Annotated in this window: 18 protein-coding genes and 1 pseudogene; 4 read left to right on the top strand and 15 right to left on the bottom strand. The window is 40.8% G+C overall.

Annotated features, from left to right (window positions below; genetic code table 11):
• Nucleotides 1-6 precede the first annotated feature (6 nt).
• Both E4O00_RS09160 and E4O00_RS09165 read right to left on the bottom strand, forming a co-directional pair.
• The gene (locus tag E4O00_RS09160) at nt 7-1,341 is read right to left on the bottom strand and encodes a TldD/PmbA family protein (protein ID WP_253677071.1); all 1,335 of its coding nucleotides are present in this window, start codon (nt 1,339-1,341) and stop codon (nt 7-9) included.
• Nucleotides 1,338-2,804, bottom strand: coding sequence for a TldD/PmbA family protein (locus E4O00_RS09165; protein ID WP_253677072.1), 1,467 nt, complete (start codon nt 2,802-2,804; stop codon nt 1,338-1,340). The genes E4O00_RS09160 and E4O00_RS09165 overlap by 4 nt, the downstream gene beginning before the upstream one ends.
• Nucleotides 2,805-2,861: 57 nt before the next feature.
• On the opposite strand from E4O00_RS09165, the gene E4O00_RS09170 reads away from it, so the two are divergent.
• Nucleotides 2,862-3,050 (top strand): hypothetical protein, encoded by a 189-nt coding sequence (locus E4O00_RS09170; RefSeq protein WP_253677073.1) that lies wholly within the window; start codon nt 2,862-2,864, stop codon nt 3,048-3,050.
• A 228-nt stretch (nt 3,051-3,278) separates the two neighbouring features.
• Here the strand turns inward: E4O00_RS09170 and E4O00_RS09175 are convergent, their stop codons facing one another.
• The 8 genes from E4O00_RS09175 to E4O00_RS09210 all read right to left on the bottom strand — a co-directional run bounded on the left by E4O00_RS09175 (nt 3,279) and on the right by E4O00_RS09210 (nt 10,700).
• Nucleotides 3,279-3,830, bottom strand: a complete 552-nt coding sequence (locus E4O00_RS09175) for a hypothetical protein (RefSeq protein WP_253677074.1) — start codon at nt 3,828-3,830, stop codon at nt 3,279-3,281.
• Nucleotides 3,831-3,837: 7 nt separating this feature from the next.
• On the bottom strand, nt 3,838-4,086 hold the full coding sequence (locus tag E4O00_RS09180) for a hypothetical protein (RefSeq protein WP_253677076.1): 249 nt from the start codon (nt 4,084-4,086) through the stop codon (nt 3,838-3,840).
• Between the two features lie 110 nt (nt 4,087-4,196).
• Nucleotides 4,197-5,648, bottom strand: coding sequence for an amidophosphoribosyltransferase (gene purF / locus E4O00_RS09185; protein WP_253677077.1), 1,452 nt, complete (start codon nt 5,646-5,648; stop codon nt 4,197-4,199).
• Between the two features lie 110 nt (nt 5,649-5,758).
• The gene (locus tag E4O00_RS09190) at nt 5,759-5,929 is read right to left on the bottom strand and encodes a hypothetical protein (RefSeq protein ID WP_253677078.1); all 171 of its coding nucleotides are present in this window, start codon (nt 5,927-5,929) and stop codon (nt 5,759-5,761) included.
• A 122-nt stretch (nt 5,930-6,051) separates the two neighbouring features.
• Nucleotides 6,052-7,662, bottom strand: coding sequence for an ATP-binding protein (locus E4O00_RS09195; protein ID WP_253679709.1), 1,611 nt, complete (start codon nt 7,660-7,662; stop codon nt 6,052-6,054).
• On the bottom strand, nt 7,635-8,210 hold the full coding sequence (locus tag E4O00_RS09200) for a DUF308 domain-containing protein (RefSeq protein WP_253677080.1): 576 nt from the start codon (nt 8,208-8,210) through the stop codon (nt 7,635-7,637). Before E4O00_RS09200 ends, E4O00_RS09195 begins: the two co-directional genes overlap by 28 nt.
• A gap of 86 nt (nt 8,211-8,296) precedes the next feature.
• Entirely contained in the window at nt 8,297-9,505 is a 1,209-nt protein-coding gene (locus tag E4O00_RS09205) for a DUF401 family protein (RefSeq protein WP_253677081.1), read from the bottom strand.
• 7 nt (nt 9,506-9,512) lie between these two features.
• Entirely contained in the window at nt 9,513-10,700 is a 1,188-nt protein-coding gene (locus tag E4O00_RS09210; RefSeq protein ID WP_253677083.1) for a MalY/PatB family protein, read from the bottom strand.
• Between the two features lie 125 nt (nt 10,701-10,825).
• Between E4O00_RS09210 and E4O00_RS09215 the strand changes: the two genes are divergently transcribed.
• Both E4O00_RS09215 and E4O00_RS09220 read left to right on the top strand, forming a co-directional pair.
• The gene (locus E4O00_RS09215; RefSeq protein WP_253677084.1) at nt 10,826-11,359 is read left to right on the top strand and encodes a DUF5058 family protein; all 534 of its coding nucleotides are present in this window, start codon (nt 10,826-10,828) and stop codon (nt 11,357-11,359) included.
• Nucleotides 11,325-11,612, top strand: coding sequence for a membrane dipeptidase (locus E4O00_RS09220; RefSeq protein WP_253677085.1), 288 nt, complete (start codon nt 11,325-11,327; stop codon nt 11,610-11,612). The genes E4O00_RS09215 and E4O00_RS09220 overlap by 35 nt, the downstream gene beginning before the upstream one ends.
• A gap of 84 nt (nt 11,613-11,696) precedes the next feature.
• Here E4O00_RS09220 and E4O00_RS09225 read toward each other — a convergent pair whose 3' ends face one another.
• From E4O00_RS09225 to E4O00_RS09235, 3 genes and pseudogenes are all read right to left on the bottom strand, one after another.
• Nucleotides 11,697-14,144 (bottom strand): glycogen/starch/alpha-glucan phosphorylase, encoded by a 2,448-nt coding sequence (locus tag E4O00_RS09225; protein WP_253677086.1) that lies wholly within the window; start codon nt 14,142-14,144, stop codon nt 11,697-11,699.
• A gap of 82 nt (nt 14,145-14,226) precedes the next feature.
• Nucleotides 14,227-14,694, bottom strand: coding sequence for a GNAT family N-acetyltransferase (locus E4O00_RS09230; RefSeq protein ID WP_253677087.1), 468 nt, complete (start codon nt 14,692-14,694; stop codon nt 14,227-14,229).
• 21 nt (nt 14,695-14,715) lie between these two features.
• A pseudogene (locus E4O00_RS09235) lies at nt 14,716-14,927 on the bottom strand (PD-(D/E)XK nuclease family transposase); the annotation flags it as partial.
• A 158-nt stretch (nt 14,928-15,085) separates the two neighbouring features.
• Between E4O00_RS09235 and E4O00_RS09240 the strand changes: the two are divergent.
• Entirely contained in the window at nt 15,086-15,862 is a 777-nt protein-coding gene (locus tag E4O00_RS09240; protein ID WP_253677088.1) for an Rpn family recombination-promoting nuclease/putative transposase, read from the top strand.
• Between the two features lie 304 nt (nt 15,863-16,166).
• On the opposite strand, the gene rpoC is transcribed toward E4O00_RS09240, so the two are convergent.
• Together rpoC and rpoB are read right to left on the bottom strand one after the other, a co-directional pair.
• Nucleotides 16,167-20,441 (bottom strand): DNA-directed RNA polymerase subunit beta', encoded by a 4,275-nt coding sequence (gene rpoC, locus E4O00_RS09245; protein WP_253677089.1) that lies wholly within the window; start codon nt 20,439-20,441, stop codon nt 16,167-16,169.
• 25 nt (nt 20,442-20,466) lie between these two features.
• A complete protein-coding gene (gene rpoB, locus E4O00_RS09250) occupies nt 20,467-23,970 on the bottom strand; it encodes a DNA-directed RNA polymerase subunit beta (protein WP_253677092.1) in 3,504 nt (1,167 codons plus the stop codon).
• Nucleotides 23,971-24,068: the final 98 nt, after the last annotated feature.

Consider the following 24,068-nt stretch of genomic DNA (forward strand, 5'->3'; position numbering starts at 1 on the left):
TTTACCTTAGAGCGTACAGTTAAAATCCTTTACCAAGATGCCGGGAAGGGAAGCCCCTCCTGTGCTTCTGCTGCCGTAGGTACTTGTATTTGCAAAGATGCGGCTTTCCTTTGTTACGGCTAAGAGGTTTTCCCCGAACATATTGTACAAGGATTCATCCCATCTCATGTCGGCAATGGGTGCAACGATTTTTCCGTCCTCAACCCAAAGACAGGCAAAGCGGGTCATTCCCGTAACTCGGGCCGAAGAGGTATCGCTCCAGTTTAGATAGTTAAAGTTGGAGATATAAATTCCCGTACCCAGCTCTTTTACGGCATCCGCTTCGTTTAAATCTCCGGTTCCGATAACGATCGATCGCATACTCTCACTTAAAGGGGCACCGTTGGATTTTACACCGTATTGGGTTTCGGTTCTTAAACTGACCAAGGTATTTTTAAGCTTACCTTTTTCGATGATGCTTAATTTTTCGGGAGCTAGTTCTCCGTTCGAGTTAAAGGCAGGTTCAAGTCCGAGAGAAAAATCCTGAGTCAAATTAAACTTATCCGAAAAATGCTCTCTTCCCTCTTTTAAGGCAAGATAGGCGCTTGAGCCCTGCTGCATACTCCTTTCACTAAAACCATTCCACGAGAAAAAGTCCGTCACGTCTATAAGGGCATCGGCACTTATAAAAGCCTTGTATTTTCCGGGGGCTAATTTTTTTTGCGGAGTGTGCAAGATTTCCAAGCCTTTTCGGGCTTGCTCAATCTTTGAAAGGTACTGCTCATCGCTCCATTCCGTTCCCGAATAAAGAGATTTTATACCGCGTCCGTTTTCGAGCCATACCGAATAATCCAAGACAAAGGTTTCGGTTTGAAACCAGTGAGTCGCTCCGGCCGAGGTAATAACACCCTCGCAAATAATCCCTTGAGAATAAAGGCCTGCAAAGTCGAGGTCTTTAACAGGGGATAAGATAATCTCCGGTATCTTGTCTTCGGGCAAGAGCTTCCCTGTATATATCGCAGATGAGGTTTGAGAAGCTTCGGGAATGGACTGGTATTTGTCTTCGGGCAGGAGCATTATGGCATCCCTAGCCTCTTGAAGAGCATCGGCCGCCATCCTCTTATCCTTTTCCATATTCATCTGAATACCGAAACTGAAATTGTGGGTGCGGTTCTTTTTCCAAAAGGTACAATAAAAATAGCCCTGATCTACGGTTCCGTTTTGGCGTACCTTAGCCTTGCTAAAGCGCATAAAGTAGGTCTTTTCGCCCGAAAAGGAAATCGAAATTTTTTCTCCCTCAAGCAATTCCGAAAGCATAAAATCGGCAATCGATTCAAAATATTCTTTAAAACTAATTTTCATTTTCCGCCTCCAAAAACTTCTACATCAGAAAATGCACAAACGGGACTTGCATGTCCGACATGAATAACCTGATTGGGTTCTCCCTTACCGCAGTTGGGCGTTCCGTATACATGGAAGGTGGATTTGTCGCCTACTGCACAGAGGTTTCTCCAAAAGTTTTGAGATACCCCGCGGTAGTTCGGGTCGCGCACGGTTTTGGTGATTTTTCCGTTTTCGATTAATTGGCCGTATTCGCAGCCGAATTGAAATTTATTGCGGTAATCGTCTATCGACCATGAGCGGTTTGAGGTCATAATAATTCCTTTTTCGATAGAAGAAATTATTTGATCAAAGCTGCTTGTTCCCGGCTCAAGGTTGAGGTTTGCCATCCTGTCGATAGGCGGCCTGTTCCACGAGGTTGCTCTTTGGTTTGCAACCATCTTATCAGGCTGAACGGTTTTACCTGCATAGAGGCGGCCTGCACTTTCGATGCTTCCCAAGGCGCAGACTAAGATTCCGTCCTTGATGATAAAGGTCTTCTTTGCCTGAGCCCCTGTCTGGTCGGCAGCAAAGGTTGCAAGCTGATACGGAATTGTGGGATCATAGCAGATATTCATAAGTTTTGAGCCGTACTGAAAGCTGCCGATGTCTTCAGGCCTTATAAAACTGCCGCCCGCAAAGTTTCTTTCATCACCCAAGATGCGGTCAATTTCCAAGGGATGGCCGACACTTTCGTGAATCTGCAAAAGCATTTGATCGGGCATAAGGACGAGGGTGCGCCTGTCGGAAGGACAGGGTTCTGCTCCCAAAAGCTCTATTACCTCATTCCCTACCCTTTTGGCCTCCGCCTTAGACTTGGCAAAGTTTAAAAATTCGTAGCCTCCCTGAAAGGTGCGGGCACCGTATCCGTTATAAGACCGTCTTTGAATTATGTCTCCGCGGCGGGCGGCAGCTCCCAAGCCGGAACCTATCCTATAAAAATCCTGTAAGATATTTGCTCCCTCGGAGCTTAAAAGCTCGATCTGCTCTTCTTCCAATTCTACATAGGCGTGGGTATCTATAACCTCATCCGATACTTTTAAAATATTGCATATTTCAAAAAGATAGTCGAAAATTTCGGTTTTGGAAGGGCGGGTCTTTTTACCACGAAGGGTTTCGTATTTTAATTCCGTATCGGGCCTGACATTTTTATCAAAATCGGCAATTTTAAAGGCTGAAGCGGTTTGAGCGGCATTAAAGGCTTGACGGGCCGCTTCGGCAGCTCCCTGAGGAGTCATATTTTGGGTTGCCCCATAGGCAATGTGCCCATTATATAAGACTTCAACCATAAAACCTTGATCGGCCGAATAGCCGGAAGACTCAAAAGCTCCATCCTGGGCCGCAAAGGAAGTTCCCCTTGTGCGGTGAATGCGTAAAGTTACAAGATCAGCCTTAGGAACGGCATTTTTTGCAGCTTCAAGCAGGCTTTCTGATGTATAAATCATATTTCCCCCTAAATAATTACTAATAGATATTATATCAAAAACCTTAAGATTTTGCAATTGAAAAAAAAGAGTAAAGTGCGAAGTTCGAGTGCCGAAGTTCAATTCGGTCTATGGCTTTTAAAAGAAGAAAGAGGCTCTTACCAAAAAGCTCTTCAAACGGCAAAAAACCTAGCTGAAATGGGCTTTACCGTAGAAGCTATCGCAAAAGCTACAGGCTTAAGTATTGAAGAAGTAGAGGCTTTATAAGAATCAATATGTTAATAGCTGAATATGATTATGATACGGATATCGCAGTACAAAGAGAAGAAAGCCTGATGATTGGAATTGAAAGAGGCTCTCCGAATTAGAAATCGAGAAGCTGTAACAATGTAAAAGCTATAGCAAAATTCAACCTTTATTTTTAATCTCTCATGGGATGACGATAGGACAGTATATGTTTTTTCATTTTAACACCTTTACCAAATTCATACTTCACTAAACTAAAGATAACAACAAATAAACACAGCCAAGAAAATCCACATAAATAGGTAAAACACATAATATAAAAATGAGTTTTCCCAAGACTAATTGCAAATATGGATGATTGTAATGATCTGAATGGAATTCAAAAACAGTTTCCGTGATGATATTTATCACAATCCCCGCAATTAAAAACAAAACATGAATTACAAAAAAAATAAATTTAGGTTTAGGATCAAGGACAGAAATATATGTTTTTGATAAAAGAAATAAAGTTATATAAAGCAATATTTTAAAAGCTGCCAATAAAAATTTTATGAGTTTAGAAGGCATATTTGCAATCTTTGTTCTTAAAAATTTAAAATCAAACTTATAAAAAGAAACACCCAAACCGAATAAACCTAAATAAAGAATTTTCAAGGCATGAGCTAATTCCGAAAAATCAATATTCTTATATTTCATACTTTCTTTTGCGGAAGGAAAAAAATAAAAAATCAACAAATAAACTATTCCAAGGAAAACGGAGGCAATAAGACAAGCTTTCGCATTAATTTTTTCGTAATTCATAATCCCTCTACGAAAATGCTCTTATGAAAGTATATAGCAAAGTAATACTGCCGCCTACAAAACACGGTATAAAATATGTTCCGCGGTATATTTTTAACAGTTTTATATAATCTTCCAATTCATATTTTTCGGTATCAAAAATTGAAAGCCCATCATATACAGGCTGTAATACCGACAGAGGAACAAATTCGGGTATGAACAATAAAATTTTATCGATACCTAAGGTTTCCAGACAGTCCAATTTTTTCGAGATCAACCGGCCTCCTTTTATTTGCAAATAAAACCTCATTATCGCACCCGATATAAAATATATAAATATTAAAATTCCAAGAAATGGATTTATCGCCATATTTTTGGTAAAGTCTCCTACTCAAAGCTATTTTTGTCGGCGGCACCGCTGACATCGACGGGGTACTTACCGTCAAAGCAGGCGCAGCAAAAATGGGTGTTTGCTCCGGCATCCTTCATAGCTTTAAGCATACTTTCTTGGGATAGGTAAACTAAGGAATCGGCTCCGATGTGCTCTCTGATTTCTTCAACAGATTTTTTGTGGGCGATTAGGTTTTCGGGATCTCCCATGTCTACTCCCATAAAACAGGAGTAACGCACCGGCGGAGAAGCTATTCTGATATGTACTTCTTTGGCACCGGCACTCCGCAGCATCTTGATTAAGGGCCCCATGGTGCTTCCGCGGACGATGCTGTCGTCAACCACTATGATGCGTTTTCCTTCGACAGCCTCGGAAAGAATATTGAATTTCATCGCAACGCCTTGGTCTCGCAATTTTTGGGTAGGCTGAATAAAGGTGCGTCCTATGTAGCGGTTTTTTGAAAAACCCTCATCATAGGGAATGCCCGATTCTTGGGAATAGCCTATGGCTGCCGACCGCGATGAGTCGGGAATGGCTATAACTATGTCGGCCTCGACGGGGGAGTTTTTTGCAAGCTCCTTGCCGAAATTTACCCTTGACATATGAACCGAGGCCTTGTTCCAAACCGAGTCGGGGCGGGCAAAGTAGACATATTCAAAGATACATGGAGAAAGAGGATCCTTAGGGGGAAGCTGCATACACAACTCCGCTCCGTTATCGACCAACTTTAAAATTTCGCCGGCCTTTACCTCTTTCCAGTCCTTACAGCCTAAGGTTAAAAGAGCACAAGACTCGCTTGCGGCAACCGATACTCCGTCTTGAATACAGCCGACACAAAGAGGGCGAAAGCCCCAAGGGTCTCTCGCAATGTAAATGCCTTCAACCGTCAAAACGGCAATAGAAAAAGCTCCTTCCCATTCCCGCATACATGAGGCTATGCGTTCCGTCCAAGAATCTCCCTTGGCAGCGGCAAGCATCATAATCATAACTTCGGTATCCGAGGTAGAAGAAAGCCCCACCCCCCTCTCCAAAAGTTTTTGTCGCAAATACGGAGCGTTTACAAGGTTTCCGTTATGAGCAAGGGCTATGGGCCCATGCATGGTTTCGATATAAAAGGGCTGAATATTTCCCAAAGAAGAAGAACCTGTAGTCGAATAGCGGGTGTGGCCTATAGCCGCATAGCCTTGAAGGTTCGATATGTCGTTTTCGGTAAAAATGTTGGAAACAAGGCCCGGTTTTTTAAACACGCGGATGTGCTTTCCGTTTGAAACAGCCATACCGGCAGCCTCTTGCCCTCTGTGCTGAAGAGAAAAAAGAGCATAAAAAACCGAGCGGGCAGCATCATCCAGTCTTTCGGGGTTTTCGGTCCTAAAGGATTTTGAATCCCAGACAGCCGCAATTCCGCATTCTTCACCTAAACTCGATTTAAAAATATTTTCTCCGCTCATTTTTCCCTATTCTCCCTAAATTTAGCAAAAAACGACAAAGGGAGACCTCTCATTGCAAAGAAAAAGTCTCCCTCTTTACCCTCGTTAAAAAACAGTTTAAAACAGTCAGATTAATGAAAGTCTTTCGGCCTTCTTTCAACGCGTTTACATTTCGGGCATTCTGCAATATTTTTAATCTTACCGTTATCGACCATTGTTTTCAATACAATTTCTCCGCCGCAAGGACAATTAAATTTTTGAGTTGCAGCAGCAGTTCGTGAGTTTTTACTTGCACCAGCCATATCTGCCTCCTAGCAAAATATATATAGATTTATCAACCAAATAAGTATAAAAAAAAACGGATTTTATGTCAATAGATAGAAAGAATATAAATTTGCGTAAAATTTTTATCCTGAGCTAAGGCTTAAATCTCTTCAATAATCCACTCCCCGACGGTCTTTTCTTCCGCATCAAAGCTGACACCGATTAGCACGATTTTTTTGTTTTCTGCCTTGAATCTTTCGGCATAGTTTTTTTCTTTGATTTGTTTTAAGGCGGCAGCGGCACCTTCTTTTAGCTTAAACTCAAAGATGTAAATGCTTGAGTCAGTTTTTATTACGGCATCCGTTCTTCCATTGGAAACGGGAGTTTCAAGCTCGATAAACTGTCCTAAAAGAGCAAAGACCAAGTATACGCAGACCTGAAAATTATGCTCCCTCAAAGCTATACTTTCACCGCTATCCTTTTTGATATTGTCGTATGGAAGGCTTGCCATTATCGACTTTAGCCTTTGCATAAACTCTTCTACCCTGCCAGCAATTATGTCCCGATAAAATTGGGCTATGCAAAACGGCCCTTCCGCGTACACTATGTTACAATAGTTCGGGAAAAGATTATACAAAAAGCCGTATCTGACCTCGTCATTCGGGAAGCCCAACCTGTAAAGCTGCAAGTGCTTATCATAGCCCTTTATCGTTAAATAACCTGCTTGAAACAATACGGGTATTTCCGAGCCCGCTTCGGCCCTGTAATCGGATAGACCTGCCGAGGTCATCTCCACATTGCCGTCAAGATTGGGAATGTGATAATCGCTCCGTTTTAAAGAGTTTACCAAAAATGTGGGCGTTCCGGTAGCAAACCAATAATATTCAAATTGATTTCCGAAAAATACATTAAGTAAGCTGAAAGGATTATACAGTCTTTCAGTTTCGGGCGAAAAGCAATAACCGTCATATTTTTGCTGTAAGGTTTTGATACAGTCCTCATAGCTTAGCTCATTTGCTTCGGCTAACTTCCTTATTTCGGGTTCAAATGTTTTTAGCAGCTCTGTATGAGTTATTCCGCAGATGCCTGAAAATTGAGGGACTAAACTAATATCGTTTAAGTTGTTTAGATCGCTGAATATGCTGACCTTGCTGAATTTTGTCACACCCGTTAAAAATGCAAGGCGTATATATTGGTCGGCTGTTTTGATAATGCCGAAAAAACCCTTTAATATTGTCTTATAAATTTCGTTTAGAGCATCGTCTTTCCACATAGTTTGAAGAAGGGGTTTATCGTACTCGTCAATCAAAATAACGGTCTGTTTTCCCGTTTTTTTATATGCACGACATATAACACCGAAAAAACGTTCCGAAAGAGTGTTTTCCGAATTAGAGCTGCCGTAAACTTCTTCCCACCTGCAAAGATGATTATTTAGAACACTTTCAAGGTCCTCCCTTGTTTCATACTTTGCAAGATTAAAATCCAAATAAAGTACCGGATACTCCTGCCAGATTTCCCTTTTACCCTTTTCGGTTTCTTCAAGCTTTTCGATTGCGAGGCCCTTAAACAGTTCTTTTTGTCCCAAAAAGTAGGCTTGAAGAGTAGAAAGAAAAAGGCTTTTTCCAAACCGCCGAGGACGGCTTAAAAAATAAACACGTCCTGTAGAGGCTAATTTATAAACATATTCGGTCTTATCAACATAGAGATAATTATCATCACGCAATACCTTAAAACTTTGTACACCTATAGGAAGTTTACGGCTAAAATCCATATCCATACCTTACCTCTAAAGAAAACTATCCCCTTTTCTTTAAAAATCAAAAAGAGCCAAATGCTGCTTAATCCGTTTACCAAAAATCCGAAACCTATCAAACTTGCAAATAGGCCTGAAATGCTTGCAGGATTAAAAAGCCCCGATAATCCTATTAAGCAAACAATACCTGCAAAAATCAGCCAAAGCCACCATACCCTTACACCTGATTTTTTTAGATCAAAGGATTTTTTAACTTCAACTGCTCCTAAGCAAATCAAAAAGAGGCCGAGAACGAGTCCGATAAGACCGAGAACAGCATCCGGATTTATTAGACAAAAAAGGCCCAAGCCTATAAGAATTATTCCCAAAACCAAAAAAGAATTCATCTTGATCGAAAAAAACTGATAAATTTCGATAAGACCGTAAGCAATTAACGAAACACCGACAAGGGTAACAAGAATTCTCGTTATGCTGTCAGGGTTAAGAATACATACAAGGCCTAAAATCGTAGACATTACGGCAATAGCCAAAAAGATCATAGAATAAGATAATTTTTTTTCAGACATATATACTCCAGATACCTTTAATGATAATATCTTTTTAATTTTTTTTCAAGCACAATAATACATTAAAATTTCAAACAATGATAATACTAAAATATATATCGAATCAAAATATAACTATAGAGAGAGGCAATAATTATAAAAGAAAGCACGATAGGCAGAGTCTTTACAACCAACGATAAAAATGAAGTTTTATAATATTCTGTTATGATTGCCAAACATATATGAGTGGGCGATACCTGCATTGCGATATAGCATATACTCATAAACAAAACAAGTTCTCCAAGACCTGCACCGGGTATGGCCGAAAAAGCTAAAGGCAGCATCATGGCTATCATGGCCTGACTGCCTGCAACTATTGTTCCCAGAAAAATTATTATTGAAAAAACAGCAGTAATAGGAATAGGGAGAATTCCAAAAACTTCGGGTAAAGTTTCAATAACATGACTATATTCCAATACCGCTTTAAAAATCATAACAACGATTACTGTAAGAAGCATTTTTGCTTCAAAAGCTTTAACTGCAAATTTTTTTAATTGGGATAATGTAAATTTGTGAATAAACATCATTAAGAATATTGCAGGCAAAACAGCATAAAAAACTTGAATTTTTAAAACAAGAATTAAGATAGTTGTAAGACCGATAGGCCACAGAGCCTTAAAAAACGAATAGACGGAATCTTTTTTATTTTGTTCGTTCTCTGCGGTCTTATTCTTGGGTATTTTTTTTACATAAAATACAAAGCCCAGTAAAAAAAGAACAAAAACCATCGGCAGCATACTTACAACAAATGCAGTCATATCCACCCCGGTAAGTTTTAAGGCTAAAAGTATGGCTGCATAGGTAGGCATAAACAATTCCGATATATGCCTATAATAGCTGGTCACAAAAGTTTTTTCATTAGCATTAAGATTATCATCCGCGGCGGCATCCACTATCGGAGCGGCAATAAGCACCGCTCCGGGAGAGGGCAGCAACCCTATTATGAAGGGAGCTGCCATAGCATTTACACGTTTGGAATGAAACATTTGTTCAAGCGATATTTCAGCAAGCATAAGCATTTCCTTGTCTTCCATCATACGCTGTAAGTATGTAATGATATAAAAAGCAAGCAAAAGATATATTGTTTGAGAATTTAAAGAAGCACTTCTTGCCATGTTTATAAATTCCAAAAAAGGAATTTTATATAAAATCACGGCTAAAACCACAGCAATGAGTATTGCTTGATAAAGAGGCCGTTTAAAAGTCAAGCCCAATACAATAGCCGAAAATATTACCGCTAAATAAATTAATTCCATACAATATCTAGAATCCTTTTTTCTTTAATGCAGCACCAAGCATTTCCAAATGCTGTTCTAAAATTTTAGTAGGACAAGCTACATTGATTCTTTCGAAGCCGTCCCCTTCAGAGCCGAAAATATAACCTTCGTCAGTAAAAAATTGCGCTTCATTATGCATAAAATCTTCCAAAGCTTTATTATCCATTCCAAGAGCCCTAAAATCAATCCATTGAAGATAGGTACCTTCAATGTACCTGCTTTTAAGCATTGGAAAGTTGGAATCAAAATAATTTTTAACCAGCTTTTGATTGGTATCAAGAACAATCAGAAGCTCATCAAGCCATTTATCGCACCGGGTATAAGCTATTTCGCAAGCTTTAAGCCCGAGAGCATTCACACTTGAAGACCTCATCTTTTGAAGGGTTTCATAATATTTGCTTCTAATATTTTCATTTTCTACAATTATATTTGATGCAGCAAGGCCTGCGACATTAAAGGTCTTTGAAGGAGCCGTTGCCGTGATGGTATTTGCACCTATCTCTTTTGAAATACTTGCCATAAGAGTATGTTTATAGCCGGGCATTACAATATCGTTCCATATCTCATCGGAAAAAACAATTACATTATTCTCCAAGGCTATTTCAGCCAGTCTTTTTAATTCTTCTTTTTTCCATACACGTCCGACAGGATTATGAGGAGAACAAAAAATCAAAAGTTTATTTTTCGGCTGCTTTGCAAGGCTTTCAAATTTATCGTAATCGATTGTGTAATAGTTATCCTTATCACATAAAAGAGGACAATTTACAAGCTCCCGCTCATTCATCTCAATTGCCATGGAAAAAGGATAATACACAGGGCGCATAACGATTACTCCGTCTCCTTTTTCCGTAAAGGTATTTACGGCAGCAAAAAAAGCATTTACAACGCCGGGTGTCTGCATAATCATTTCGGGACTTACATTATAATTATGCTTACGCTTAAGCCAATTTATTACTGCATTGTCATAATCTGCATACCGTATTGAATAGCCTAAAATCAGCCTATCGAGGTATTCTTTTAGGCCTTCAATTATTTCCGGCGGATTTTTAAATTCCATATCGGCAACCGAAAGAGGTATTACCCCTTCAGAAACATTGGGGTTCCATTCATACATAAGCTCCCATTTGGCAGCTCCAATTTTTTTTCGTGATAAAGTATTTACAAAATCATACATAATTCATCTCCTAATAGTTAAGGGTCTAATCAATAGTATACAGTAAATAATTTATTTTTACAAGAATAGTTTTAAAAAAAGCCTTAAGCTTTAATAAAAAACATCAGCTGCTCACGAATGAAGAGGTGAAGATATCGATAAGAACCGGAATTTTTTCGATTATCGGGCCCGGTTTTTCTGTAATGATAGCAACATTGACAATTATGGCTATGCTGGGATCAGGAGCAGCATTTATGCGCATTGGAGTTATCGGCTCTGCAAGTTATGAATTAATGTTAGCCGGAATTGCAGCAGATGTTTTGGGCATTGAACTTACAAGTGCTAATATAACGACCGGTGTTTTCATTTTAGTTCTCTATGCAATGATTCTCGGAAGTGCACCTTATTTTATCAACTGTTTTTTCAGCCTAAAACCAATGGAACGCTCTTTGATCAAAAATAAAAGCATTGAAGGAAGTTTTGCAAAAATAGTCGGCTTTATCGCATCGATAGCGCTTATAGGTTATTTTGCTATCGATAACGCACGCAAAGGAAAAGTTGAGGCCATTGTAATGTTTATAACAGGCGGCATAACCATCTTGCTTTCAATGTATGCAGAAAAATCAAAGAAAAAAGGGCGGAATCATGGGGCTCAATTTAGTACCGGAATTTTTAAATGAAGATATAACCTGCAAGGACAGTACAGTAAGCTTAATGGTTAAGCATCTAAACCATCAAAAAAATGTAGGCGGAATAGAAGTTCTCGCACTTGGTTCAGACTTTGACGGAGTTTTCGGCAATCTGGAAATAAACAGTTGCGATAAGTATTATCTTCTTTTTGATGCTCTAAAAAAAGACGGTTGGACGGAAGATGAAATCGAAAAAATGGCATATAAAAATGCTGAAAGATTTTTAAAAGATGTTCTTAAATAGAGCTATACATTAAATTCATTTAAAAAAATTAAAAGCGTCCGTTTATTTTAAACGGACGCTTCTTTATTAAAAACATTTTATATTTTAAACATCTATTTTTTCCAGTTTCCAAATTTCATCAACATAATTTTGAATAGTCCTATCCGAACTGAATTTTCCGGATCGGGCTATGTTCAAGATACATTTTTTTGCCCAAGCATGGCGGTGATAATAATCGCTTATAATCTGCTCGTGAGCTCTTTGGTAGCTTTTAAAATCTGCAAGAATATAATAAGTATCGGGCCGCTGCCCTTCAACCCCATAAATGAGAGAATCATAAAGGCCTCTAAATGTTTGCTCTCCGGGCAGTGTGTAAGTTCCGTCAATAAGCTGATTTACGGCCTTTTCAAGCTCGGGATTAGCTGCAAGATACTCACGGGGATTATAGGAGTTTTCCTTATCCATCTTCAATATTTCTTCAGCCTTAAGTCCGAAGATAAATTCATTTTCGGCTCCGGCTTCCTCGACAATTTCGATATTGGCTCCGTCAAGGGTGCCGATCGTTACCGCCCCGTTAATCATAAATTTCATATTTCCCGTACCGGATGCTTCTTTTCCGGCAGTAGAAATTTGCTCCGAAATATCGGCGGCAGGGAAGATTACTTCTGCAGCGGAAACGCGGTAGTTTTCGACAAAGACAACCCGCAATTTACCGGCAACTCTGTGGTCGTTATTTATTCTGTCTGCGACTGTGTTTATGAGTTTGATTATTTCCTTGGCACGCCTATAGGACGCCGCCGCCTTTGCTCCGAAGATAAAGGTCCTAGGAATCGGATCATAAGAAGGATCATTTATAATTCTATTATAAATAGTCATTATATGGAGAATATTCAAAAGCTGCCTTTTGTATTCATGGAGCCTTTTGATTTGCACATCATAGATAGAATCGGGATTGATAAAAATTCCTTGATTTTTTTCGAGGTATTCTGCAAGTCTTATCTTATTTTTACGCTTCACCTCGATAAAACCTTCTAAGAATTCTTCATCATCTATAAAGGCTTCAAGTTTTTTCAATTCATCCAGATTGGTTATCCAGCCGTCGCCTATGTACTTTGTAATAAAGCCGGAAAGAAGAGGATTGGCCGTTAAAAGCCATCGCCTTTGAGTAACTCCATTAGTTTTATTGTTAAACTTGTGAGGATATAGGTCATAAAAATCGGCAAGCTCTTTTTTCTTTAAAATTTCCGTGTGAAGAGCGGCAACCCCATTTACCGAAAAAGCTCCAACTATAGCAAGACGTGCCATGTGAATTTTTCCGTCGGCCATAATTGCCATATTGTTATGCTTTTTCCAATCACCGGGATATTTTTCGTAGAGCTTTGCTAAAAAGCGTCTGTTTATTTCTTCGACTATTTGATAAATTCGCGGCAAGAGCTTTTGAAAAACTTCTATCGGCCATTTTTCCAAGGCCTCGGCTAAAATCGTATGATTAGTATAAGCAAAAACTCTCTTTGTAATATCCCAGGCGGCATCCCATTCAAGATGATAATCGTCCATCAAAATGCGCATAAGCTCAGGAATGCCCACAACAGGGTGAGTATCGTTTAGCTGGATTACGACATAGTCAGGCAGCTTGGTAAAGTCCGTACCTTCTCTATGTATAAACGAGCGGATAATATCCTGCAAGCTGGCTGAAGTAAAAAAGTATTGCTGCTTTAAGCGCAAGTTCATTCCGGGCGGGCCTGAATCGTTTGGATACAAAATACATGAGATGCTCTCGGCATCAATCTGTTTTTGAAAAGCCCTGTTATATTCCATGCTGTTAAAAAGAGGAAGATCAAATCCGTTATCTGAAGATGCTTCCCAAAGTCTGAGAGTGTTTACAGTCTTAGTGCCGTAACCGACTATAGGCATATCATAGGGGGTTGCAATAATTTCTTCTGCTCCGTTTAGATCATAGTAAAGTTTTCCGCTTTCGGATGTTCGGGAAGAAGGAGTCCCCCCAAAGTAAACCTTTACGCTCAAATCGGAGCGGCGAACCTCCCAAGGGTCTCGGGCAAAAAGCCAACGGTCAGGATATTCAACCTGATAGCCGTTTTCGATTTTTTGCTCAAACATTCCGTACTTATAGCGGATACCGTAACCGTGTCCGGGATAGTCAAGGGTTGCAAGCGAATCCAAAAAACAGGCCGCAAGCCTTCCCAAGCCCCCGTTTCCCAAACCGGCATCGGGCTCTTCATCCTCGATTATCGAAAGAGGTTCGGATATTTCATCTACAATCTCTTCAATAGTTTTTCGGATACCCATATTGTTTATATTATTGATTAGGGCCCGCCCCATCAAAAACTCGGCCGAAAGGTAATACATCCTTCTTACTCCGGTTTTCTCTTGAGCATTCATGGTTTTAATCCAGTTGGATTGAACAAGTTCCATAACCGTACTGGCTACGGCATCATAAATTTCACGGCGGGTAGCCTTATCAAGACTCTTACTGAAATTCCTTTTTAAGCGCCGTATTACGGAATCCTTTACATCTTCTTTTGAAATAACCAAACTTTTACCTCCTCTTATTCCATCCAATATTTATTGTATGTCTTTTTTTTAATAAAATCAAGCCTTTTATTAATTGAGTACTTTACAGTTTTTTAACTACAAATCTTAGGCAAGTGTCAAAACCGATATTTTTATAGAAAAACTTTGCTTCCTCGTTGAATTCCCAATGAGTCAACTCAATTTGTGAAGCTCCTTCTTGAACGGCAATTTTTTCGATTTCTGCCATAAGTGCCTTCCCGAGGCCTTTCCGCCTATATTCGGGATCTATGCCGATTTGATCGATATGTATTCCCCTATAAGCCTTCCTAACAGGATTTTCCTGATAATCCCGAATATAAAATAAGGCATAACCGGCATCCTTTCCATCGCAAGAAACAATACAGCAAAACCAATTATCCTCTTGTAACTGCTTTTTTAAAAATTCTACCGTTGAATCATAAGAAAAGGGCTTAAAATACTCAGGATACAATCTATAATGAAGTTCATGTACATCCTTATTCATTAATGCAATCTTCTCGGCCTCTTTTGATAATCTAAAACTTAAATTCATAGTTTGCTCCTTCTATTTTTACTTTGCTAAATCTAGAAAAAGGATTTCAAGCTCATCAGAAAGCTTATCATTTAGGTGTTTTTCGGCTACATTGTATAAACTATGTAAAAGCGTATTTAAACCAAACCTTCACCCACTATGTTTATTGTAATACATTTAGGCAGTTTTGTATACACTTCACCTGTTTTTAAGTTTTCCGTGTACATTTTAGCCCAATAGAAGATAGTTTTTTTGAACAAACTCATTTTTCGTAATTATTATAGAGATTGTTTGAAGTTAATAGCAAAATTTTATCGATTATAAAATCTTCTTCTAACTTTACTATTTTTTTCAAACAATAACTATAAATATAAGGAGAGGAGAAATATAAAAAAATTAATTGGAGAAAAAAATGGTTAAAAGATTTGAAGACCTAACATTGCAAGATGATTTTATGTTTTGTAAGGTTATGCAAGATCCTATGCTATGTAAAAAACTTATCGAAATAATACTATCTGATACGATAGGCAAAATTGCGTATGTTTCGGTGCAGCATAGTATTAGCACCTATGAACAGGCAAAGTCTGTAAGATTTGATGTTTTGGTACAAACAGAAAACAGCAAATTTTATGATGTAGAGATGCAAGTAAGCAATGAAAGGAATATTCCCAAAAGAATGAGATTTTATCAGGCAGCTATGGACATTTCGTTTTTGGATAAGGGGAATTCCTATAATAATTTAAATGACAGCTTTATAATTTTTATCTGCACCTTTGATGCTCTCGGTAATAACAGACCGGTTTACACATTTGAAAACACCTGTCTTGAAAATAAAAACATATCTTTACAAGACGGAACGAAAAAGGTTATAATAAACGCAGAGGCATTTGGCGGCACTCAGGACAAAGAATTAAAATATTTTTTAGAATACCTTAAAACCGGTAAGGTAAAAAGCGAATTCACAAGGAGGATAGAAAAAATGATACAGACAATAAAAAACAACGAACAAGCAAGACAAGAATACAGATTGATGTCAACCTTTGAGATGGATGCCAGGGATAAAGGCTTTTCGGAAGGAACTTATAACAATAAACGCGAAACAGCTAAAATATTAAAACAATTAGGAGATTCAACACAGAAAATTATACAAGTTACAGGCCTTTCCGAATCCGAAATAGAAAAACTGTAGTTTTAATAGACCTTGTCCAAAAAATTATGTAAATGCGTTTTTTAATTTATCAAAAAGCCCCCCTTATGTCAAACAATACGGCAAATTGATTAAAGGCAATACAAATTGTAAGAGATATTGCCAAATCTTTTTGTTTACATCTCAACTAAAGAGTAATCCAAAACCTATGGTAATTTGCGAGATTCCAAAGGGCAGCGAGCCCTTTGGCAGCGCGAGAAAGAGAGGGGGTCATAGGGGGAGTACACCCAACGAAGTTTCGAGGTGAAAACCCTGCTCTAAACAGGGTTGTCTCTCCCCCTAGATTTTAGATGTCATCCAAAAAGTTTTCTTCTTCGATAAGCTCTTTTTCTTCGAGAGCTTGTGCTGCTTCGGCTTCAAGCCTTCGGCGTTCAAGGATTTCGTTCATCTGAATATCCAAATCGCTCTTATTTTTATCGAAAAGCTTAATATCTCGATACTGCTTCATACCTGTTCCTGCAGGGATAAGGTGACCGATAATTACGTTTTCCTTTAAGCCGCGAAGTTCATCGGACGAACCTGCGATAGCCGCATTTGTAAGAACCTTTGTGGTCTCTTGGAACGAAGCAGCCGAAATAAAGGAATCGATATTTAGGGCTGCCTTTGTAATTCCTTGGAACATGGGACGGGCAACGGCAGGCTGACCGCCTTCTTCCTTAACCCTCTTATTTTCCTCATGGAATCGGTACTTATCTATCTGCTGGTCAAAAATAAACTTGGTATCTCCAACCGAAACAATCTTTACCTTTCGGAGCATCTGACGGACGATTATACCCACATGCTTATCGTTAATGGTAACACCCTGAGCATCATAAACATCCTTAATTTCCTTCATCAAGTAGTTTTGAAGTGCATTTTCACCCAGGATATTTAAAATATCGTGCGGATCAAAGCTGCCGTCACACAAGGGTTCACCGGCTTTTACGGTATCGCCGTCACGGACAAGCATCCGTTTTCCGATAGGAACAAGGTGCTTTACATCATGGCCGTACTCGTCACGGACTATAATAGTTCTCTTACCCTTTAGTAAGCCCTTCTTAATCGTAACAACACCTGCAATAGCTGCAAGAACGGCAGGCGACTTAGGACGGCGGGCTTCGAGGAGTTCTGAAACTCGCGGAAGACCTCCCGTAATATCCTTTGTCTTTACCGACTCTTTTGCGATCTTTGCCAAAATTGCACCGGCCTTAATCTCCTGACCTTCTTCAACCAAGAGCTGGGCTCCTCCGGGGAGGAAGTAAGAGTCCTCACCTACGGGGTTACCCGATTCATCGGAGATAAAGATACGGGGCTGCATCTTATCGAAATGAGCATCGCTTATTCGTTTTTCGACAACGCCTGTTTCTTCATCGGCTTCCTCTTTTAAGGTTGTACCTGGCAAAATATCTTCAAAGCGGACAAAGCCGTCGTATTCTGCCAAGATAGGATCGGCAAAGGGGTCAAAGGTACCTACCGTTTCACCGGCTTTTATTACATCATTTTCTTTTACCACAACCTCGGAGCCGTTTCTTATCTCTACTGTCTGCTCTTGCCCGACCAAATAGATAATATTATCTCTGACTTCTGCAATTGCTATATTTTCGGAAAGAACTTCCTTTCCGTTCTTTAATGTATAAAGAGGATTTCCTTTTACAACTCTGGTACCCGTACTTACAAGCGGGATTTCACCTTTTTTAAGAGCATATTCGTTCAATACCCTGCTGAAAGTAAACTCGCCCTTTCTTGTAAAGAGGAAATGTCCGTTTTTAAGATTTACATAAGAACCCTTTATGCCTCGAACGATGATAGAATAGTCGTTAAATACGATTCTATTCTCTTCAACATTTTTGGAAGCCGTACCTCCTTCGTGGAATGTACGCATCGTAAGCTGGGTACCGGGCTGACCGATGGACTGAGCAGCGATAATACCTACAGCTTCCCCTATTCGGACAATTCGGTTTCGGGCAAGGTCTCGGCCGTAGCACTTAACGCAAACACCGTACTTGGATTCGCAGGTCAAAACGGTGCGGAGCTTAACGGTTTCAACACCGGCTTCCTCTATCTTCTTAGCGGTTTCATCGGTGATATACTCGTTTACATCGATAAGGAGCTCTCCCGTAATGGGGTGAATAACCCTTTCCAATGTGTATTTACCTGCAATACGCTCGCTCAAGGACTCGCGGATTTCGTCCCCGCGCTTGATTGCGGCATATTCGATTCCGTTAATGGTACCGCAATCTTCTTCGTTTACGACTACGTTTTGAGCAATATCTACAAGACGCCTTGTCAAATAACCTGCGTCGGAGGTTTTAAGAGCCGTATCGGTCAAACCTTTTCGGGCACCGTTGGTCGAAATAAAGAATTCCATAACGTTTAGGCCTTCTTTAAAGTTTGATCTAATCGGAAGCTCGATGATGTCGCCTGTAGGCTTGGACATAAGACCCCGCATACCTGCCAGCTGGTTTATCTGATCCTTATTACCTCGGGCACCTGATGTAGCCATCATGTGGATGGTGTTAAATCCGCCCTTGTCTTCTTGAAGGCGGTTCATAAGGATCTCTTTAAGGTTGGAGTTTGTCTTCTGCCAAACGTCAACTACACGGTTGTAGCGTTCTTCCTGAGTAATGTGGCCGCCCTTGTATTGGTTGTAGATTTCCAAAACTTCCTTGTTGGCCTTCTCAAGCATTCCGGCCTTTTCAGGCGGAATAATCATGTCTTCCATACTCAATGTTGCACCGAAATAGGTAGCATACTTATAACCTACAGCCTTGAGCTTGTCCAAAAGCTTTACGGCAAGCCAAGGGCCCTTATCCTTAAAGACTTCTTCTATAAGTTTTCGTATTTTTTTATCGTTTAATGCATCGTTTGTAAACGGAACGCCTTCAGGCATTTCTTCGTTAAAGAGAATTCTTCCCGGAGTGGTTCTTACCATTTCAACCTTTCCGGGCGAAGTTTCGTAGTCGATTAAAACTGGTTCCTGCCAGCCTACTGCATGGCCTTCTGCAGCCATCAAAACTTCTGCAACGGAAGAATATCGTCTCTCTTTTTTGCCTTCAGGCAGGGCCCTTTCCTTTGTAAGATAGTAAAGACCTAAAACCATGTCCTGTGTCGGGAAAACTATTGTTTTTCCGTTTGCAGGGTCGAGGAGGTTTCGGGCCGAGAGCATCAGAGTCCAGCACTCCATCTGGGCAGCCTGAGTGAGCGGAACGTGGATAGCCATCTGGTCGCCGTCAAAGTCGGCATTAAAGGCCTTACATACAAGAGGATGAAGGCGGATAGCTTTTCCTTCTACCAAAACAGGCTCAAAGGCTTGAATACCCAAACGGTGGAGGGTCGGAGCACGGTTTAAAAGAACAGGGTGCTCGCTTACAACCTCATCAAGAACTGCAAAAACCTCGGCGGCTTCCTGTTCTACAAGGAGTTTAGCCTTTTTAATATTGGAAACAACTTCCTTTTGAACGAGTTTTTTCATTATAAAGGGCTTAAAGAGCTCCAAGGCCATCTTGGTTGGGAGACCGCACTGCCAGAGCTTAAGTTCGGGTCCTACAACGATAACGGATCGGCCTGAGTAGTCGACACGCTTACCTAAGAGGTTTTGGCGGAATCTGCCCTGCTTTCCCTTTAAAAGATCCGAAATGGATTTTAAGGGACGGTTTGAAGCTCCCTTAATAGCCTTTTTGCGTTTTGAGTTATCGAAGAGGGCATCAACGGCTTCTTGAAGCATCCTCTTCTCGTTTCTGATAATGATATCGGGAGCCTTTAACTCCATGAGCTTACTCAAACGGCTGTTTCTGTGGATTACCCTTCTGTATAAGTCGTTGAGGTCTGAGGTTGCAAAGCGGCCTCCGTCAAGCTGTACCATGGGGCGCAAATCAGGCGGAATAACCGGAATAACGTCCAAAATCATCCATTCGGGTTTGTTACCTGAAGCTCTAAAATTTTCGACGATTTCGATTCGGCGCAAAAGGCGTTGGTCGCTTTTTGCACCCTTTTCAATCATCTTAGCACGAAGTTGAGCCGCAAGTTCATCCAAATTTATGTTTTGAAGAAGGGTCTTAATAGCCCCAGCACCCATACCTGCCGTAAAGGCTGCTCCGTAACGCTCGTGAGCATCCCTATACTCATCCTCGGTTAAAAGCTGCATGGGTTCCAAGTCGGTATCGTTTGCATCGATAACGATGTATTTTTCGTAGTATAAAACCGACCTTAGGGCTGCAACCTGTAAGTTGAGGAGGAGCCCCATTCGGCTGGGAACGGATCTGTAATACCAAATGTGAGAAACGGGGGCTGCCAGTTCTATGTGGCCCATGCGCTCACGGCGGACCTTAAAGTGAGTAACTTCAACGCCGCAGCGGTCGCAGATAACGCCCTTATAGCGGATAGACTTAAACTTTCCGCAAAAACACTCCCATTCCTTTGTGGTTCCGAATATTCTTTCGCAAAATAAACCGTCCCTCTCCGGGCGCAAGGTTCGGTAATTGATTGTTTCAGGCTTTTTTACTTCTCCGTAGGACCAAGCCCTGATAGTGTCGGGTGAAGCAAGCCTTATCATCAAGCTGTCAAAATCTTGTATATCTCTCATAATCTTTCCCTCTCCTTAACTTCCATTAAAAGTTAGTACTTGTTTTTTCGCGTTTGATTAGCTCTTCATCCCTTTCGGTCAAAGGAATCTGCTGACCCTTTGCATCATAGATTGTAAAGTCGAGAGCTAAACCTCTTAATTCTTGAACCAATACGTTAAAGGATTCGGGGATACCGGCGGAGCTTGAAGGCTCGCCCTTAACGATGGATTCGTATATCTTGGATCGTCCGTGCATATCGTCGGACTTGATTGTAATAAGTTCCTGCAGGGTATTGGCTGCACCATAGGCTTCGAGGGCCCAAACTTCCATTTCTCCCAAGCGCTGACCGCCGAATTGAGCCTTACCGCCCAAGGGCTGCTGGGTAACTAGAGAATAAGGACCTGTGGATCGGGCGTGCATCTTATCGTCTACAAGGTGGGCCAGCTTTAAGAAGTAGATAACGCCGACAAAGACCTCGTTTTCAAAGAGCCGTCCTGTTAAACCGTCGCGGAGTTTTACCTTGGAGCTCGCCGGATAGCCGGCTTCTTTAAGCTTGGCTTCAATCTGCTCCATGCTGGGTGACTCAAAAACAGGAGACTCATACCACTCGTTCAACTTTAAACCGGCCAAGCCAAGTTCGGACTCAAGAATCTGGCCGATGTTCATTCGTGAGGGAACACCGAGCGGGTTTAGACAGATATCGAGCGGAGTTCCGTCTTCCATGTAGGGCATATCTTCTTCGGGGAGAATTCTGGCTACAAGGCCCTTGTTTCCGTGGCGGCCTGCCATCTTGTCTCCCTCGCGGAGTTTTCGCTTTGTGGCGATTAAGACCTTTACAACCTCATCTACGCCGGGGCTCAAGTCATCTCCCTGATCCCTCTTTAAACGCTGAACATCTATAACCGTACCTTCGGTTCCATGGGGAACACGCAAGGATGTATCCCTGACTTCCTTAGCCTTTTCACCGAAGATGGAGTTAAGGAGCTTAAACTCAGGGGTCGTATCGCTTTCGCTCTTAGGAGTAACCTTACCGACAAGGATGTCGCCGGGCTTTACCTTAGAACCTATACGGATAATACCTTCGCTGTCGAGGTCATCCAAGCTCTTTTCGGACTTGTTAGGAATATCGCAGGTCATCTTTTCGGCACCGAGCTTTGTTTCGCGGACATCGGTTGAAAGCTCCTTAATATGGATAGAAGTAAACATATCTTCTTTTACGACCCTGCGTGAAATTAAGATAGCGTCTTCATAGTTATAACCGTTCCAAGGTACGAAGCCTACAAGAATGTTTCGGCCTAGGGCCAATTCTCCGTTATAGGTTGCAGGACCGTCGGCGATGGGCTGACCTTCTTTAACCGTGTCCCCCACATTGACGATGGGGCGCTGATGGTAGCAGGTTTCCTGGTTTGTTCTTTGATATTTTAATAAGGTGTACTCGTCCTTATCTTCCTTATTTTTTCCCTTTTCGGGGGCTATGATAATCGTATCGGAAGAAACATACTCAACCTTTCCTGCCCTCTTTGCCTTGATCAAAACGCCCGAATCATAGGCACACTTTTTTTCCATACCGGTTCCGACACGCGGAGGTTCGGGGAAAACCAGGGGAACTGCCTGACGCTGCATGTTTGAACCCATGAGGGCACGGTTAGCATCATCGTGTTCAAGGAAGGGAATTAGAGAAGCCGAAACGGATATAATCTGTTTGGGCGAAACATCCATGTACTGAATATCTTTCGGACTTCTTGAAGTATAATCTCCAAGCCTACGGCATGAAACCTGATCCGTATTGATCTTTCCGTCCTTACTTATAGCGGAAGAAACCTGACCGATAAAATACTTGTCTTCATCCATAGCGGACAAGTACTCGATTTCGCGGGTAGCGACACCGTTTTCAACCTTTACATAGGGAGCTTCCAAAAAGCCGTATTCGTTTACGCGGGCATAGTTCGCCATGGAAACAATAAGACCGATGTTAGGACCTTCAGGGGTCTCGATCGGACACATTCTTCCATAGTGGGTATAGTGAACTTCGCGAACCTCAAAACCTGCCCTATCGCGTGAAAGGCCGCCGGGGCCTAGAGCGTTTAGACGGCGTTTATGAGTAAGCTCAGCCAGGGGGTTTACCTGATCCATAAACTGAGACAACTGGCTTGCACCGAAGAATTCTTTGATTGCAGCAACGATGGGTTTAATGGAAATTAAGTCCTGAGGCTTAATTGTATCCATTTCCTTGGAGCTCATCCTGTCGCGGGCAATTCTCTCCATTCTGGAGAAGGCTTTTTTAAGAACATCGGTCATAATTTCGCCGACTGAGCGGATTCGTCTGTTGCCTAAGTGATCTATATCGTCGATATTTTCTTTACCGATATAAACCTTAATCAAGATCTTCATTGTGTTGAATATATCTTCTTCAATTAAGGTTGTACCCTGCACATCATCGGTATAGTCAAATTTTTTATTTAGCTTATACCGGCCGACCTTGCCTATATCGTACCTGCGTGCCGTGAAGAACATATTGTGAAGGTCTTCTTTTGCGCTTTCATAGGTTATAGGATCGCCGGGGCGTATAACGCTGTAGACTGCGTTTAAGGCATCTTCAACAGTGGGTTCATCATTTACTGCAGGATCCGGAGTGTACTTTATTTCTTCTCTTTCAAAGCAGTTGATAATAATTTGAGAATCCAAAGAGTCATCAGCCTTAAAGTCTATTATGGTAATATTTTTAACTTCGTTTTGAATTAAATCGTCTATATTGTGCGGGTGAATTTTTTCTCCGGCTTGGTGCATTTTACGCATTTCGCCGTCTTCCCCCTTTACAAAGACATCCCTTGCCAAAACCTGACCGATTAATTCTTCGTATTCGGCCCTGTCTGAGGAGATTTTTGCAGTTTTTGTCTTATAGAAAAGGTCGATAATTTTTTCTCTTGTGTCATATCCGAGAGCCCGTAAAAAAATCGTACCTAAAATTCTCTTTTTGCTGTCAAGCTTTGCATAAATAAGCTCTTTTTTCTGATCTATTTCGAATTCGAGCCATGTTCCGCGATAGGGAATAATGCGGCTTGAGTAAACACCCTTTTCATGCGAAAAGATAACACCCGGAGAACGGTGAATCTGTGAAACAACAACGCGTTCAGCTCCGTTTATAATGAATGTTCCTCTTTCTGTCATTAGAGGAATATCGCCCATGTAAATATTTTTGCGGCGAATTTCTTTAGTTTCCTTAAAGAATAGGTCTATTTCGGCTTTTAAGGGGACAGAATAAGTAAGTCCCTTTTGTTTGCATTCAATTTCAGAGAATTTAATACTATCATAGTCGAGAGAATAGGATAGATATTGCAAAGCCATGTCTTCATTTATACTTTCAATAGGAAAAGTTGTATGGAATACCGATTCTAAGCCCTCAATCTCGGCCTCATCTGTCTTTTTTTCTTTATTTAAAAATTTATTGTAAGATTGAATCTGAATATCGATGAGGTTTGGAAGCTCCATAAAATTCGGAACATCCTTACCGTAATATCTTCGATCTATTTTTTGGCCTCTTGCAAACATCCCTTACCTCCCAAGTTTATATTTAATCACAAAAAGACTTCCTGAAATTTCATACAGGAAGTCTTAGAGAAAACATATCTTTTATGCTGTCATGCTTC

It is taken from the genome of Treponema sp. OMZ 788 (genome assembly GCF_024181245.1).
In the GTDB taxonomy this organism is placed as follows: domain Bacteria; phylum Spirochaetota; class Spirochaetia; order Treponematales; family Treponemataceae; genus Treponema_B.

Excerpts from the sequence above, each read along its gene's own strand:
- E4O00_RS09175 (WP_253677074.1), bottom strand. The coding sequence starts at position 3,830 with ATGAATTACGAAAAAATTAATGCGAAAGCTTGTCTTATTGCCTCCGTT.
- E4O00_RS09230 (WP_253677087.1), bottom strand. The coding sequence starts at position 14,694 with ATGAATTTAAGTTTTAGATTATCAAAAGAGGCCGAGAAGATTGCATTA.
- rpoB (WP_253677092.1), bottom strand. The coding sequence starts at position 23,970 with ATGTTTGCAAGAGGCCAAAAAATAGATCGAAGATATTACGGTAAGGAT.
- E4O00_RS09240 (WP_253677088.1), top strand. The coding sequence starts at position 15,086 with ATGGTTAAAAGATTTGAAGACCTAACATTGCAAGATGATTTTATGTTT.
- E4O00_RS09205 (WP_253677081.1), bottom strand. The coding sequence starts at position 9,505 with ATGGAATTAATTTATTTAGCGGTAATATTTTCGGCTATTGTATTGGGC.
- purF (WP_253677077.1), bottom strand. The coding sequence starts at position 5,648 with ATGAGCGGAGAAAATATTTTTAAATCGAGTTTAGGTGAAGAATGCGGA.
- rpoC (WP_253677089.1), bottom strand. The coding sequence starts at position 20,441 with ATGAGAGATATACAAGATTTTGACAGCTTGATGATAAGGCTTGCTTCA.
- E4O00_RS09195 (WP_253679709.1), bottom strand. The coding sequence starts at position 7,662 with ATGGATTTTAGCCGTAAACTTCCTATAGGTGTACAAAGTTTTAAGGTA.
- E4O00_RS09210 (WP_253677083.1), bottom strand. The coding sequence starts at position 10,700 with ATGTATGATTTTGTAAATACTTTATCACGAAAAAAAATTGGAGCTGCC.
- E4O00_RS09220 (WP_253677085.1), top strand. The coding sequence starts at position 11,325 with ATGGGGCTCAATTTAGTACCGGAATTTTTAAATGAAGATATAACCTGC.
- E4O00_RS09165 (WP_253677072.1), bottom strand. The coding sequence starts at position 2,804 with ATGATTTATACATCAGAAAGCCTGCTTGAAGCTGCAAAAAATGCCGTT.
- E4O00_RS09190 (WP_253677078.1), bottom strand. The coding sequence starts at position 5,929 with ATGGCTGGTGCAAGTAAAAACTCACGAACTGCTGCTGCAACTCAAAAA.
- E4O00_RS09200 (WP_253677080.1), bottom strand. The coding sequence starts at position 8,210 with ATGTCTGAAAAAAAATTATCTTATTCTATGATCTTTTTGGCTATTGCC.
- E4O00_RS09160 (WP_253677071.1), bottom strand. The coding sequence starts at position 1,341 with ATGAAAATTAGTTTTAAAGAATATTTTGAATCGATTGCCGATTTTATG.